The sequence below is a fragment of the Methylosinus sp. LW4 genome (genome assembly GCF_000379125.1).
In the GTDB taxonomy this organism is placed as follows: domain Bacteria; phylum Pseudomonadota; class Alphaproteobacteria; order Rhizobiales; family Beijerinckiaceae; genus Methylosinus.
The window spans coordinates 2,095,054-2,108,619 of sequence record NZ_KB900626.1; the positions used below are offsets into that span (position 1 = coordinate 2,095,054).

The window sequence follows — 13,566 nt, forward strand, 5'->3', positions numbered from 1 at the left end:
GAAGATTTCTGACGCCGCAAAGCTCGCGCCGCAGCGGGCGCGCATCGCCGGCGGACGCCGATGATCGAGACCAAGCCCCCGCTCGACGACGAGCGTCTGCGGTCGCGCAGCCCCAGGCTGGAGCCGAAGCCCGCGCGAGCGCTGGTCCCGGCCGGATGGCTGCGGCCGCTCGCCCATGCGCCGGAGGCTGCGCGCCAGATCGTCGTCCAGGTCGAGCGGATCGCGACGGAGGCCAATCGCGCGCTCGAGAGCCGCACGCGCATTCCGCCGCTGTGGCTGAGCTTCATCGCCTTGGTGCTGGTTCCGTCCTTCGCGGCCAGCGTCTATTTCGCCTTTTTCGCCGCCGATCAATTCGCGGTCGAGACGCGCTTCGCGGTGCGCGCGATCGAGCTGGAGGCCGTCGCGACGCCCAAGGGCGAGTCGGCGGCCTTCACCTTCACGCCGTCCGGGCAGAACGCCTATATCGTCACCAGCTACATCCGCAGCCGCGCGATCGTCAGCGATGTGATGGCCAAGCTCGACCTGCGCGCCATCTACCGCCGGCCGGAGGCCGATTTCTGGGCACGGCTGCGCCGCAACGCGACGATGGAGCAGCTGACCGACTATTGGCAATCCATGGTCGAGACCACGGTGGACGCCAACTCCAGCCTCGTCACCGTCAATGTCCGCGCCTTCCGCAAGGAGGACGCCTATGCGCTCGCCAACGCCATCGTCGCGGCGAGCGAGGCGCTGGTCAATCGCATCTCCGAGCGCGCGCGCCGCGACGCCACCGCAATGGCGGAGAGAGACGTGCGCCGCTCCTTCGAGGCGGTGCAGGCGACGCTGTCCGATCTGCACAAGTTCCGCGATGAATTCGGCGTCATCGACCCCAGCCTGACCGGCACCGAGATCGGCAAGCTGCTGGCGCCGCTGGTCGCGCAGAAGATCCGGCTGGAGAGCGAGCTTTTCGTCGCCGCGCATGAATTGTCGCCAGAGGCGCCGACGGTGCGCGTGCTGCGCGAGCAGCTCGACTCCGCGGAAAAGCAGATCAAGGAGCTGAAGGGCAAGCTCACCTCCAACGACGGGGCGCGCTCCTCCGGCTCCACCGTCTCGGGCATTCTGGCGAAATTCGAGGAGCTCGAGGTTCGCAAGGCGCTCGCCGAGCGCTTCTACGCCCTTTCCAAGGCCGATCTCGACCGCGCGCAATTGCGCGCCAATCGGCAGAGCATCTATCTGACCGTCTTCGTTCCGCCGGCGACGCCGGAGATTTCGCGCTATCCGCACCGCCTGACTTACCCCTTGCTGATCTTCCTCGCCTTCGCCATCGTGTGGAGCATCGCCGTGCTGCTGCTGGCGACGATCGAGGATCACCGGCTGTGAGCGGCGCAGGCTCGGCGAGACGCTCCGGCGAGCGGCCGAATCGAGGGATTTGAAGCGCGAAAGGAGGGCTTGCGACCGATGGCGACGATGGACGGCGATTTCTGGGTCTTCGGCTATGGTTCCTTGATGTGGCGGCCGGGCTTCGAATTTCTCGAGAGCGCCCTCGCCTGGGTGCATGGCTATCACCGATCGCTCTGCGTCTTCTCCCATGTCCACCGCGGCACGCGGGAGCGCCCCGGCCTCGTGCTCGGCCTCGACTATGGCGGCTCCTGCCTCGGCGTCGCCTTTCGCGTCGCCGGAGCGGCGCGCGAGGAGACGATCGCTTATCTGCGCGCGCGCGAGCTCGTGACCTCAGTCTATGTCGAGCGCAATGTGGGTCTGCGCTTCGCCGAGGGCGGCTCCGCCCGCGCGCTCGCCTTCATCGTCGATCGCGCGCATGAGCAATATGCCGGGCGCCTGTCGATCGACGAGATGACGCGGCTCGTGGAAGGCGGCGTCGGCGCCTCGGGCGACAATCCATCCTACGTCCGCAACACGCATGAGCATCTCCAGCAGCTCGACATTCACGATCCGGCCCTCGCCGAGATCGTGCGCCGGCTCTCGGCGCCGACGGCCTCCCTCGCCGAGAGCGCCTGAGCAGGCTCAGTTCAGCAAGGCTTTGGCGAGGTGGCGCGCGACCTCGACCGGCAGAGCGCAAAAGCGCACATGCCATTCGTTCACGCCGAGAGCGACGGCCGCCGCGCGCGCGAGACGGCCGCTCGGCGCATCGAATTCCTCGGTCGAGAGCACGCAGACCGGCCGACGCTCCGCGCCCTCGCGCGCCACGCCGATGACGACGGCGCGGGCGAAGCCCGCCACCAGCGCTTCCTCCTCCGCCGAAAATATCGTGCAGACATAGCGCTCGCCGCGGCCGGCGCGCCAGGAATAGAAGCGCTCGCGCAGAGGCGTCGCACGCAGCGCCGCCAGTCCGCCTCCGCGAATGACCACGGACGCTTCGGCCGCCGGCCTTCCGTCCCGGCCCTGGATTCGATCGACCACGAACATCACGCCCCTCACGAAAAACCTCGAAGAAAGACGAGAACAAATTTAGAACATAAAAGGAACTTTTGTCAAACGCTTCGTGGTTCTGAACGATCAGGCGGCCGCTGAGCCGCCCTCCGTGCGCAGCCAGGCGGCGCCGCAGGCGCGCGCCAATTCGCGCACGCGCAGAATATAGCTCTGCCGCTCGGTGACGGAGATCACGCCGCGCGCATCCAGCAGATTGAAGGCGTGGCTGGCCTTTATGCATTGATCATAGGCGGGCAGCGCCATCAGATGGCGCTCGCCCTCGCCTCTGTCGCCGAAGGCGAGCAGCTTGCGGCATTCGGCCTCGGCGGCGCGGAAGTCGGAGAACAGCTTCTCCGTGTCGGCGGCCTCGAAATTATGCCGTGAATATTCCTGCTCGGCCTGCAGGAACACATCGGCGTAAGTGACCTGGTCCTCGTCGCCGCCGTTGAAATTCAGCTCCATGATCGAATCGACGCCCTGCAGATAACAGGCGAGCCGCTCGAGCCCATAGGTCAGCTCGCCGGCGACGGGCGCGCAATCGAAGCCCGCCACCTGCTGAAAATAGGTGAATTGCGAGATCTCCATGCCGTCGCACCAGCATTCCCAGCCCAATCCCCAGGCGCCGAGAGTCGGGCTCTCCCAATCATCCTCGACGAAGCGGATGTCGTGCCGCTTGGCGTCGACGCCGATCGCCGCCAGCGAGGCGAGATAGAGCGACTGCAAATCCGGCGGCGAGGGCTTCAGAATCACCTGATATTGATAGAAGTGCTGGAGCCGATTGGGGTTCTCGCCATAGCGCCCGTCCTTGGGGCGCCGGCTCGGCTGCACATAGGCCGCCTTCCAGGGCTTGGGGCCGAGCGCCCGCAGAGTGGTGGCCGGGTGAAACGTGCCCGCGCCCATCTCCATATCGTAGGGCTGCAAAATGACGCAGCCCTGCGCCGCCCAGAAATTCTGCAGGGTCAGAATGAGGCCCTGGAACGAGCGGGTGGGAGAAAGTCTGTCTGGCGCGGTCATTTGCATCGATCCTCATGCTGCGGCCGGCAGGCTAGTCGCGGCGCGCGCGCCGGTCAACGCGGCGAGGCGCCCGCAAAAAAGCCGCGCGCCATCCGAGCGCCCGCGCTATTGTTCAGCTGCCGGCGATGACAAAGGAGCGCAGGGCTGGAATGAGGGGACGTGATTTCGTCTTGGCGATCGGCGGGGCGGCGGCGGCGATTTGGATCGAAGGAGCGAGGCCTGCGCAGGCGCACGCCGTCCTGTCGGAATCGACGCCGCAGGAGGCGCAGATCGTCCTCGGACCCGATCTCGATGTGGAGCTGAGATTCAACTGCCGGATCGACGCGCGCCGCTCGCGGCTGCTGCTGATCTCGCCGGACATGCATGGAACTGTGCTTCCGCTGCTGGAGGGCGCCGCCGCCGATGAGCTGCGCGCCGGGCTGCATGATCTTCGGCGCGGCGCCTATCGGCTGCATTGGCAGGTGCTGAGCGTCGACGGACACATCACCCGCGGCGACATCTCCTTTCGCGTCGGCCGCTGAGCCATGCAGCAATTCATCGAAATCTACGGCTTTCTCAGCGTCATTCTGCGCGGCTCCATATCGGGAGCGCTGTCGCTCGCCGTCGGCGGCGTCGCCTTTCTGCTGCTCGTCGCCGAGCCGCTGGCGCCGCGGCTCGGCGCAGCGGCGGAGCCCATCGCCGCGCGCGCCGGACGAATCGTCTTCTGGAGCGCGATCGCCCTCGCCTGCCTCGTCGCTCTCGACGCCGCGGCGCTCGCGACCATGCTCGTCGGCGCCCTAGAACTCTCCTTCGCCGATGCGCTCACCGCCGATGCGGTGAAAGCCGATGCGCTGGCGGCGGCGCCGTCTCTCGCGCTCGCCTTCGCGATTCGCGGCGGCGCAGCGCGGCCCCTGCCCCTCGCCGCCTTTGCCGCGGCCCTGGTCTGCGCGCGGCTCGGCGCCACGCACGCCGTCAGCCGACTGGACAATCCGCCCGGCCTCGTCGCCGCGGAGCTCGCGCATCTGACCGGCGTCGCTCTGTGGATCGGCGGCATTCCCTATTTCCTCATGGCGCTCGCCCGCGCGCCGGACGGCGAGGCGCAGCGCGCCATCGGCCTGCGCTTCTCGCATCTCTCCATGATCGCCGTGGCGATGATCGCCGCCGGCGGCGTCGCCATGTCGATCGTCTATATCGGCGCCGTCGAGAATTTCTACGGCGCCGCCTATGGCGTCATGGTGGGCGCCAAGACAATCCTCTTCGCCGGCCTTCTGTCGCTCGGCGCGCTCAATTTCCTCGCCGTCCGCCGCTCGCCGGCCGATCGGGCCGCCTTCGCGCGGTTGCGCCGTTTCGCGGAGGTGGAGATCGGCGTCGGCTGGACGGTCGTCTTCGCCGCCGCCTCGCTCTCCTCGCTGCCGCCGGCCGTCGATCTCGCGCGCGACCGGGTGAGCTTCGCCGAGATCGTCGAGCGGCTGACGCCGCAATGGCCGCCGCGGCTCGAGAGCCCGGATCACTCCACCCTCTCCGTCTCGCTGCCGCAGGTCCAGACCGCGCGCGCCGAGGAAGCGACCGCGACCGAGACGAATGACGCGGCCGCCGTCATCGCCGCGCAGCGCAACGCCGAGGACATCGCCTGGTCCGAATATAACCACCACATCGCCGGGCTCTTCGTCGCCGCCATGGGGCTGCTGGCGCTGCTCGAGCATTGGCGTCGCCTCGCTCCGCTCGCGCGCCATTGGCCGATGCTGATGCTCGGCCTCGCCGGCTTTCTCTTCCTGCGCGCCGACGAGGCGGTCTGGCCGCTCGGCCAGCTCGGCCTCATAGAGAGCCTGCGCGATCCCGAGATCGCGCAGCATCGCATCTTCCTCGCGCTCATCATCGGCTTCGGTATTTTCGAATGGCGCGTGCGGACGCGGCGCGTGAAGGCGCAATGGGCGCCGCTCGCCTTCCCCTTCATCACCGGCGTCGGCGGCGCGCTGCTGCTCGCCCATTCGCACGGGCTTTCCAACATAAGGGAAGAATTTCTGATCGAGGTCACGCATACGCCGCTGGCGCTGGTCGGCCTGCTCGCCTCCTCGGCCCGCTGGCTGGAGATACGCCTCGAGGGCCGCGGCGCGCGCATCGCCGGAATCGTCTGGCCCATCGCCTTCACTCTGGCCGGGCTGATGCTGCTCGCCTATCGGGAAGCGTGATTCTGCTTATGCAGATTGTTCATGCCTCCATGAAAATTCTGCATTTCGGTCCCCGAAAGCCCCCGCCTTAGAAATCGCGAACGGCGAAGGGCCGAAAGGCGAAAAGCCGAATGGGAGGAACAAATGACGATTCTCGCGGAAGTCTTGTCGGCGAACGACAAATATGTCGCGGATTTCGGTGACAAGGCGAAGCTCGCTCTGCCGCCGGCGCGGCGTTTCGCCATACTGACCTGCATGGACGCGCGCCTCGACCCGGCCAAATACGCCGGCCTTTCCGAAGGCGACGCACATGTGATCCGCAACGCCGGCGGACGCGCCTCCGATGACGCCATTCGCTCGCTGATCATCTCGCACAAGCTGCTCGGCACGCTCGAATGGTTCGTGATCCACCATTCCGACTGCGGCATGGAGCTGTTCTGCGACGAGGTGATGGCCGATCTTCTCGACGACAGCCTGGCGACCGCGGCCTTCGACGGAACGAAATGGTCCAACCCCCAGCATGGCGGCGGCTGCACGGCCGGCCATTTCGTGAAATGGCTCACCATCGAGTCGCAGGAGGAGAGCGTCTATCAGGATGTGAAGCGCATCCGGGAGAATCCGCTGACGCCGAAGAATATTCCGATCTATGGCTTCATCTATGATGTGAAGAGCGGCAAGCTGATCGAGGTCCCCAAGGCGACCGAGGCCGGCCGCGCCTGATGAAGCGAAAAAGCCCGACGCGACGCGCCGGGCTTTCTTTTTTCGAGAGATCGGCCCGAAGCCTCACATCTTGCAGTTGGCCGCGCTCGGCAGAATGGAGAGCTCGGTCATCTCGCCGGTCAGCGCGAAATCGCCATAGTCGAGCTTCAGCGCGCGGGAGACACCATTCTCATAGAGGTCGAAGGACAGCACATAGACCGGCTGCTCGTCGCGCTTGCCCGGCTCGAAATAGGAGATCGACACCGGCCAGCGCTTGAGCCCTTCGAGCTCCTTGATCTGCGCGGCTTTTTCGGTGACGACGCTGCTGGTCGGCCGGCCGATGACGCTCATCGTGTCGAAGACCTTCTCGCCGTCGCCGGAGCCGTCGAAGACCTTGGCCTCGAGAATGCGCTCCTCGGAGAGGGCCGCGGCGAGGATATGGCGCAGATGCTCGGTGGGGAACAGCGCGCCGCCGTCCAGCGAGAGCTGGGACTGCTTGGGCCGAGCGAGATCGACCGAGAGCGCGGCGCCGGTCTTCTTCTTGGCCTTGCCGTCTATGTCCTCGGCCTGGACATTGTCGAGCTTGGTCTCGATGCGGAAACGGAAATCCTTGCCGTCGCCGGCCTCGAAAGTGGCGGAGCGCATGTCGGAGAGGCGCGGCGGGCCTTCGGCGGGCTGCAGCTCGGTGATCTGGCGGAAATTCTGCACCCAGCCCTCGCAGGAGGAGCCGGTGAAATCGAAGGCGATGCGGCCGCGCGCCGAGGTCGGCGCCTTGCTGCCCGAGGCCTGCGCCAGCGTCAGATCATAGACGGCGCGATGCGGCGTCAGCTGCGGATGGCCGGTGACGGCCGCCACAGTGGCCGCGGTCTCGGCATGGGCGGCGAGCGCGAGGAAGGAGGCGCAGGCGAGCGTCGCGCCGATGAGATATTTTTGAGCCATATGGGGTCTTTCTCCCTCTGTCGCGCTCTTGGTTGGTTTCGGGTCCGGCGTCTCCCGGCGCTTCGCGTCGACGACGACAGGGGCCGGAGGGCTCTATTTTCGCTCCGGCGGGTCGTCGCGGCGCGGCGCCCGCGCTGACGTCCACTCTATCTCGGACGAGCGAGATGTCGAGGCGAAGTCTCGCTCGACGCATTGCCTCCCGACCTTGGCCAAATTACGGTCGGCGGCAAAGCCGCAAATTTCTTCAGAGATTCGGAAAGGAAAAGCGCGATGTCCGACACAGCGAAGACGCCGCTCGAAAAGCTCGAGGCGCTGGGTCTAACCCTCCCTACCCCGGCGGCTCCCGTCGCCAATTACGTGCCCTGGACGCGCTCCGGCAATCTGGTCTTCGTCTCGGGACAATTGCCGGTCGGCGCCGGCGGCGCGATCGATCCCGCGCATAAGGGCAAGCTCGGCGCCTCGGTCGCGCTCGAGGCCGGCCAGGCGGCGGCGCGAATCTGCGCGCTCAATCTCCTCGCGCAAGCCTCCGTCGCGGCGGGCGGCGATCTCGCCAAGCTGCGCGTGCTGCGGCTCGGCGGATTCATCAACAGCGCCGGCGATTACGGCCAGATTCCGCAAGTGCTGAACGGCGCTTCCGATCTCGTCGCCGCCGTGCTGGGCGAGAATGGACGCCATGCGCGCTTCGCCGTCGGCGTCGCCCAGCTGCCGCTCGACGCCGCGGTGGAGGTGGACGCGACCTTCGAGATATTGGCGTAGCCGATGCGCCAGAGCGGCGGCGATCGTTACCATTGGCTCACGGAACATAAGATCGCGCATAGAGGCCTGCACGATCTCGCGAAAGGCGTGGCCGAGAATTCGCTGTCGGCGGCGCGCGCCGCCGCCTGCGCCGGCTACGCGATAGAATGCGACGTGCAGGCGAGCGCCGATGGCGAGGTCGTCGTCTTCCACGACGAGACATTGGAGCGCCTGACCGATGCGACGGGCCGTCTCGACGCGCTCAGTCATTTCGAGATCGCGCGGCTCACCTTGCGCGGAACGCGCGAGGGCGTGCCGACGCTGCGCGATCTTCTCGCGACGATCGGCGGAAATGTTCCGCTCTTCATCGAGATCAAGAGCCGCTTCGACGGCGATCTCACCCTCGCGCGCAATGTCGCGGACATCGTCGCGCATTATCGCGGAGCCGTGGCGATCGAGAGCTTCGACCCCGCGCCGATCGCCGAATTGCGCGCGCATTTCGATCGGTTGGGCATTTCCGGCGTTCCGCTCGGCATTGTCGCAGAGGCGTCTTACGAAGGGCCGGACTGGAGCTTTCTCACCGCCGCGCAACGGGAGGAACTCACGCAATTCTCCCATGTCGCGCGCACGCGGCCGGATTTTCTCTCCTGGAACGTCGCCGATCTGCCGCATGCGATTCCGCGCCGCTGCCGCGAGGAGCTCGGCGTTCCGGTGACGACATGGACGGTGCGCAGCGCGGAACAGGCGAAGGCCGCTCTCGCCTTCGCCGATCAGATCGTCTTCGAGGGATTTGCGCCGTGACTCTCTCCCGCGCCACGGGAGAGAGTCACGTTCCTCAGCGGCTCAAGGCGTCGAAGGCGCAGCGACCGCCGTCGACACATGCGCGGCGAGCGCGTCGCGCAGCGCCTGCTCCTTATTGTGGTCGAGCGAGGTCTTGAGCACGATGCCGCCAGTGCCCTTCACCGCGTCGAGCAGCTTGTCGGTGGTCAGCTTGCGGATCAGCACGAAGAGCGCGGCGTTGCCGGGCTGAAGCGTCTCCGAGAGCTGCTTCATGAAAGCGTCGTTGATGCCGTAATCGGTGAGCGCGCCGCTGAGCGCGCCCGCGCCCGCGCCGATCGCCGCGCCGAGCAGCGGATTGAGGAAGATGAGCCCGATCAGCGCGCCCCAGAAGGTGCCGCTGACGGCGCCGGCCGCGGTGGTGTTGATGAGCTGATTGAGCTTCACATGGCCGCTCGGCTCCTTCACCGCGATCACGGCGTCGCTGATCTCGATCACATATTCCTTCTGCAGCTCGAACAGCTTTTGCCGAATATCCTCGGCCTTGGCCTCGGTCGGATAGACGATGACAACGAGATCGGACATGAAAGCTCTCCTCTTGTCGGTAGACGCGCATCCTCATTGAAGCGCGTGAACGTGTCGTTGCGACGACCGCGCGAATGCGAGACGACGATGCGCGCTCCGCCGTCACCCGGCGAAACGCGCGACCGCGCGCATCGTTTCCGCTTCTCTCTATGTAGGGAGCTAGGGCTGAATCGAAACCAGCCGGCGCCAAGCCGCCGGCAGACGGTCGATGATATCGTCCGCGATGAGGCCCGCGCCGAAATCATCCGCCGCGGCGGCGTGCATCCACACCGCGCAGGAAGCGGCGGCGAAAGGCTCCATGCCTTGCGCCAGCAGGCCGGCGACAATGCCGGTGAGAACGTCGCCGGAACCGGCGGTGGCGAGCCAGGGCGAAGCCTCCGCCAATATGGACGCGCGCCCGTCCGGCGCGGCGACCACAGTGTCCGGTCCTTTGAAAATAACGATGGCGCCGATATCGCGCGCGGCGTCGCGCGTGCGCTCCAGCTTGGAGATGGGCGCGCCGCTGATCGTCCGCTCCCAGCGCTGGCCGTGAAAAAGCCGCGCGAACTCGCCGCCATGCGGCGTCAGCACGACCGGGCCGGGCGCGGCGCGAATCGCCTCGCGCAGACGGTCGGGCGCGAGCGCGAAGCTGGTGAGCGCATCGGCGTCGAGCACGGCCGCGCGGCGCTCCTTCGACGGCGCGAGCGCGGCCTCGACCAGAGCGCAGCTCGCCTCGCCGACGCCGAGCCCCGGCCCCAGAGCGACGACATTCTTGCGCTTGTCCTCGAGCAGAGCGGCGAGCCCGGCAGGCCCGTCGGCGACGCGCAGCATCACCGCGGTCAGCGCCGGCGCGTTGATGGCGAAAGCCTCCTGCGGCGTCGCCAGAGTGACGAGCCCGGCGCCGCCGCGCAGCGCCGCCAGCGCCGAGAGCCGCGCCGCGCCCGTATGCGAGGCGCCGCCCGAGACCACCACCGCATGGCCGCGCGCATATTTATGGCCCTCGACGCCGGGCAGGCGCAGAGCGTCGCGCCAAGCGGCGGGCTCGTTGACGAAGGTCTGCGGCTGGATCTTCTCCAGCACATTCGACCTTATGCCGATATGGGCGCAGGAGATTGTTCCGCAGCGAAGCCGACCCGGCAGCAGCAGATGCCCGCATTTCAGACGGAAGAAAGTGACTGTCGAATCGGCCTGCACGGCGACGCCGCGAATGGCGCCGCTGGTGCCGTCGACCCCGGAGGGAATGTCGATGGCGATGACCTTCTGCTTGGTCTCCTCGCGCCAGGCGTTGAGACGCAGGATCAGCTCCGCCGTCGGCCCGTCCAGATCACGCGCGAGACCCGTGCCGAACAAAGCGTCGATGACGAGATCGACGCCTTTGAAATCGCAAGTGGCGGCGTCCTCGACGCGGCCATCCCAGCTCGCCGCGGCCAAGCGCGCGTCGCCATTGAGCGTGTCCGGCGGCGTGAGCGCGGCGACGCGCACCTTGAAGCGCTGGCTGCGCAATATGCGCGCGGCGACATAGCCGTCGCCGCCATTATTGCCCGGCCCGCACAGCACCAGCACGCGCCGCCCCGCCGTCTTCACCAGAAAGGCGGTGGCGGCCGCGGCTATGGCGGCGGCGGCCTTCTCCATCAGCGCCATGCCGGCGACGCCGCTCTCTATGGTGAGGCGGTCGGCGCGCGCCATTTGCGCTGTGGTCAAAAGTTCGGGCGGATAGGGTCCGAGCGGCATGGCGCGATGGTGGGCGAAACCGCCCCGCTCCGCAACGCCTTTTCCCCGCTATGGCGGAAACCCGCGCTTTTTTGACGCGTTTGCGCCAGCGGGGCGGCCGGGCGTCTCGCCTCGAGAGCGCGGCGCCCGAATCGGCGCCGCGCCGAGGCGAGGCTCAGGGCGCGCCTTGGGGCTGCACGTCGAAATGCAGCATCATGCCCATGTCCTCATGCTCCACCAGATGGCAATGATAGGGATAGACGCCGGTATAGCCGCGCGGGAAATGCACGAGCAGCTCGACCAGCTCATTGGATTGGATGCGCACAGTGTCATGCCGCACGACGCCATCGAAATCGAGCCGTCGCTCTATGCGCGCGAAGAGCGAGTTCTCAGAGGCGTCCTTGCGCAGGCGAAAACGCCGCAGCACGACGAAATTCACCAGATGCATGTGAAACGGATGCATATCGGGAACGCCATCGGCGAGATGCGCCTGGTCATTGCCGATATTGGCGACATACCATCGCTCATAGCTGCCCTCGCGCGGGCGGATGACAGCGCGCCCCGCCGCCGGATTGTGCCGATAGAGATGCGCATAGCGATAGATGGGCGGATAGCCGGCCGGATCGACATTATCGGTCGCGAGCGGCCATAGCGGATCGGCGTGGCGCGCCGCATGGGGCGGATTGGGATCGGCGGGCTCGAAGAAAAAGGCGCGCGAGACCTGATAGGCGACGCCCGCAGCGGGCTGGCCCTCCTCCCAAGGCGTCGCCAGCTTGGCGTCGAAGGGCGCGGTGAAGGCGCTCAAGTCGCCGGCCGGCGCGGTGGACGGCCGCAGCTCCCACATTTGCGTGTCGCGCCAGGGGCCGCCGGTGATCGGGCTGACCGGCTCGACATCCGCCTTGCCGGCGGTGTCGTTCATCAGCAGCACGAAACGATTGCGCACCACGGGCGCATCGGCGTTGGCGCGCGTCAGCCCCGGCTTGCTGGCGTCCCAGCGGAAGCTCTCGTCATCGGCGTAGCGCAGCAAAATCTTGTCGAGCGTGACGCGATCGAGCGGCGCCGCCGCGGCGTGATGCGCGGCCGGCGCAGCGGGCGTCGCGGCCCCATGCGTATGCGCGGCGTCGACGATGCGGAACTCCATCACATTGGCGAGCGGCAGATCGGCATGCGGTCCGTCGCTCTTTGGCGTGAAGGCGATCGCCTTCAGCGCCTCTGGCGTTCCCGGCGCGAAGACGGAATTGGCGTCGTTCTGAAAGATCGGCTCCTGCTCCGGCTGCGCCGGGTCATAGCCGGCGATCGACAGATTGACGAGATGGAGCGAGCCGAGGACGTCATTGTCGATCTGCGTGAGATCGAGCAGAACGTCGAGACGCTCGCCCGGCGCCAGCAGCAGATAATCCAGCTCCTCGAGCTTCTCGCCGCGGCTGAACAGGCCGCCGTCATTGCCGATGGCGGTGAGAAGATCGCCATACCAGATCTTGCCGCCGATCTTTCCATCGGGATCGGCCAGCGTCAGCGCATAGCTGCGAGCGTTGGAGCCATTGAGAATGCGCAGGCGATAGATCTTGGGATTGACATGGGCGTGCGGCCACGGCCGGCCATTGACGAGAATCGTGTCGCCGAGAAATTCCGGCCGAATGAAGGAGCGCTTGCCGGTCGCCGGATCTTTCTGCAGCGGCACGCCCTTCAAATAGCTCACCCCGGCGCCGTCGGCGTTCAGGCAGCGGTCCTGAATGACGAGCGGCAATTCCTGCGTCTCGTCGCCGATGAGGTGGAACAGCTCGGCGTCCGAATTGTCGCGCACGAAATAGAGGCCCGCGAGGCCGGCGTGCACCTGCACCGCCGTATTGTCCATGCCATGATCGTGGAACCACAGCATGGCCGCGCGCTGGTCATTGGGATAGCAATAGGAGCGATAGGCCGGCATTCCATAAGGATTGCCCTCGAAGCTCGCCGGGCTCAGCGGCCAGCCGTCCGAATCCGGCCGCGCCTTGGCGCCGTGCAGATGGGCGACGACGCCGACCGGATAATTCATCGATTTATACTGGTCTATGTCCTCGGCGAGATCCATGGGCGGCGGATCGATCGGCGGCATGGCGAGCGAGCGCGCGTCTCCGGGCTTTTCCGCCGGCATGGAGCCGATTCGGTTGATCCAGACCACCTCGAGCGGGCGCCCGCGTGTGACATTGACGATGGGGCCGAGATAATTCTCGAGGCTGGCGGCGCGCTCCTGCGGCGAGCCCTGACGAATATAGCACCAGGCGTTGGGCGAGGCCGGCGCGGCGACGGAATCGGTATATTTGACGCTGCGCGCCTCGACCGAAATGGCGATCTTCCCCCAGCCGCCGGTCTGGCCGGCGCCGATGACGTCGAGGGCGGCGAGCGGCAGGTGATTGTCGAATTTCATGAGCATGAAACGAAATCCTCGAGAGACAAAGTAAACGAACGCGAAACCGCGAACGGGAGAATGATCGCCCATATTGTGGCGAACAATGTGACGGATCGTCTCCTTTGGCCGAAATCGGACGATAGCCGCGTCGCCCTCGCGCCATCTCCCCCGGCGTGCTAACTCCTT

General features: G+C 66.7%; 13 protein-coding genes. 7 read left to right on the forward strand and 6 right to left on the reverse strand.

Going from position 1 to position 13,566, the window contains the following annotated elements; translation table 11 throughout:
- Positions 1–60 precede the first annotated feature (60 nt).
- Both METLW4_RS0110555 and METLW4_RS0110560 read left to right on the forward strand, forming a co-directional pair.
- Complete coding sequence (locus tag METLW4_RS0110555) at positions 61–1,359, forward strand: hypothetical protein (RefSeq protein WP_018266175.1); 1,299 nt, start codon at positions 61–63, stop codon at positions 1,357–1,359.
- Between the two features lie 78 nt (positions 1,360–1,437).
- Positions 1,438–1,995 carry a gamma-glutamylcyclotransferase gene (locus METLW4_RS0110560; protein ID WP_018266176.1) on the forward strand — a complete coding sequence of 186 codons (558 nt, stop codon included), beginning with the start codon at positions 1,438–1,440 and terminating at the stop codon, positions 1,993–1,995.
- Between the two features lie 6 nt (positions 1,996–2,001).
- Here METLW4_RS0110560 and METLW4_RS0110565 read toward each other — a convergent pair whose 3' ends face one another.
- Together METLW4_RS0110565 and METLW4_RS0110570 are read right to left on the reverse strand one after the other, a co-directional pair.
- On the reverse strand, positions 2,002–2,346 hold the full coding sequence (locus METLW4_RS0110565) for a hypothetical protein (protein ID WP_157235052.1): 345 nt from the start codon (positions 2,344–2,346) through the stop codon (positions 2,002–2,004).
- 147 nt (positions 2,347–2,493) lie between these two features.
- Positions 2,494–3,420: a glycine--tRNA ligase subunit alpha gene (locus tag METLW4_RS0110570; protein ID WP_018266178.1), complete on the reverse strand. Its 927-nt coding sequence runs from the start codon at positions 3,418–3,420 to the stop codon at positions 2,494–2,496.
- Between the two features lie 149 nt (positions 3,421–3,569).
- Here METLW4_RS0110570 and METLW4_RS0110575 point away from each other — a divergent pair, with 149 nt between their 5' ends.
- The 3 genes from METLW4_RS0110575 to METLW4_RS0110585 all read left to right on the forward strand — a co-directional run bounded on the left by METLW4_RS0110575 (position 3,570) and on the right by METLW4_RS0110585 (position 6,287).
- Positions 3,570–3,941 (forward strand): copper resistance CopC family protein, encoded by a 372-nt coding sequence (locus tag METLW4_RS0110575; RefSeq protein ID WP_018266179.1) that lies wholly within the window; start codon positions 3,570–3,572, stop codon positions 3,939–3,941.
- Between the two features lie 3 nt (positions 3,942–3,944).
- Complete coding sequence (locus METLW4_RS0110580; protein WP_018266180.1) at positions 3,945–5,588, forward strand: copper resistance D family protein; 1,644 nt, start codon at positions 3,945–3,947, stop codon at positions 5,586–5,588.
- A 123-nt stretch (positions 5,589–5,711) separates the two neighbouring features.
- The gene (locus METLW4_RS0110585; RefSeq protein WP_018266181.1) at positions 5,712–6,287 is read left to right on the forward strand and encodes a beta-class carbonic anhydrase; all 576 of its coding nucleotides are present in this window, start codon (positions 5,712–5,714) and stop codon (positions 6,285–6,287) included.
- Positions 6,288–6,350: 63 nt separating this feature from the next.
- Here METLW4_RS0110585 and METLW4_RS0110590 read toward each other — a convergent pair whose 3' ends face one another.
- The gene (locus METLW4_RS0110590) at positions 6,351–7,205 is read right to left on the reverse strand and encodes a cell envelope integrity EipB family protein (protein WP_018266182.1); all 855 of its coding nucleotides are present in this window, start codon (positions 7,203–7,205) and stop codon (positions 6,351–6,353) included.
- A gap of 270 nt (positions 7,206–7,475) precedes the next feature.
- Between METLW4_RS0110590 and METLW4_RS0110595 the strand changes: the two genes are divergently transcribed.
- Complete coding sequence (locus tag METLW4_RS0110595; RefSeq protein ID WP_018266183.1) at positions 7,476–7,961, forward strand: RidA family protein; 486 nt, start codon at positions 7,476–7,478, stop codon at positions 7,959–7,961.
- Between the two features lie 3 nt (positions 7,962–7,964).
- Entirely contained in the window at positions 7,965–8,741 is a 777-nt protein-coding gene (locus METLW4_RS0110600) for a glycerophosphodiester phosphodiesterase family protein (RefSeq protein ID WP_018266184.1), read from the forward strand.
- A gap of 42 nt (positions 8,742–8,783) precedes the next feature.
- Here METLW4_RS0110600 and METLW4_RS0110605 read toward each other — a convergent pair whose 3' ends face one another.
- From METLW4_RS0110605 to METLW4_RS0110615, 3 genes are all read right to left on the reverse strand, one after another.
- The gene (locus METLW4_RS0110605; protein ID WP_018266185.1) at positions 8,784–9,302 is read right to left on the reverse strand and encodes a DUF1269 domain-containing protein; all 519 of its coding nucleotides are present in this window, start codon (positions 9,300–9,302) and stop codon (positions 8,784–8,786) included.
- 159 nt (positions 9,303–9,461) lie between these two features.
- Entirely contained in the window at positions 9,462–11,012 is a 1,551-nt protein-coding gene (locus tag METLW4_RS0110610; protein ID WP_018266186.1) for a bifunctional ADP-dependent NAD(P)H-hydrate dehydratase/NAD(P)H-hydrate epimerase, read from the reverse strand.
- A 154-nt stretch (positions 11,013–11,166) separates the two neighbouring features.
- Positions 11,167–13,404, reverse strand: a complete 2,238-nt coding sequence (locus METLW4_RS0110615) for a multicopper oxidase family protein (RefSeq protein WP_018266187.1) — start codon at positions 13,402–13,404, stop codon at positions 11,167–11,169.
- Positions 13,405–13,566: the final 162 nt, after the last annotated feature.

Excerpts from the sequence above, each read along its gene's own strand:
- METLW4_RS0110600 (WP_018266184.1), top strand. The coding sequence starts at position 7,965 with ATGCGCCAGAGCGGCGGCGATCGTTACCATTGGCTCACGGAACATAAG.
- METLW4_RS0110615 (WP_018266187.1), bottom strand. The coding sequence starts at position 13,404 with ATGCTCATGAAATTCGACAATCACCTGCCGCTCGCCGCCCTCGACGTC.
- METLW4_RS0110560 (WP_018266176.1), top strand. The coding sequence starts at position 1,438 with ATGGCGACGATGGACGGCGATTTCTGGGTCTTCGGCTATGGTTCCTTG.
- METLW4_RS0110555 (WP_018266175.1), top strand. The coding sequence starts at position 61 with ATGATCGAGACCAAGCCCCCGCTCGACGACGAGCGTCTGCGGTCGCGC.
- METLW4_RS0110605 (WP_018266185.1), bottom strand. The coding sequence starts at position 9,302 with ATGTCCGATCTCGTTGTCATCGTCTATCCGACCGAGGCCAAGGCCGAG.
- METLW4_RS0110570 (WP_018266178.1), bottom strand. The coding sequence starts at position 3,420 with ATGACCGCGCCAGACAGACTTTCTCCCACCCGCTCGTTCCAGGGCCTC.
- METLW4_RS0110585 (WP_018266181.1), top strand. The coding sequence starts at position 5,712 with ATGACGATTCTCGCGGAAGTCTTGTCGGCGAACGACAAATATGTCGCG.
- METLW4_RS0110590 (WP_018266182.1), bottom strand. The coding sequence starts at position 7,205 with ATGGCTCAAAAATATCTCATCGGCGCGACGCTCGCCTGCGCCTCCTTC.
- METLW4_RS0110595 (WP_018266183.1), top strand. The coding sequence starts at position 7,476 with ATGTCCGACACAGCGAAGACGCCGCTCGAAAAGCTCGAGGCGCTGGGT.
- METLW4_RS0110610 (WP_018266186.1), bottom strand. The coding sequence starts at position 11,012 with ATGCCGCTCGGACCCTATCCGCCCGAACTTTTGACCACAGCGCAAATG.
- METLW4_RS0110575 (WP_018266179.1), top strand. The coding sequence starts at position 3,570 with ATGAGGGGACGTGATTTCGTCTTGGCGATCGGCGGGGCGGCGGCGGCG.
- METLW4_RS0110580 (WP_018266180.1), top strand. The coding sequence starts at position 3,945 with ATGCAGCAATTCATCGAAATCTACGGCTTTCTCAGCGTCATTCTGCGC.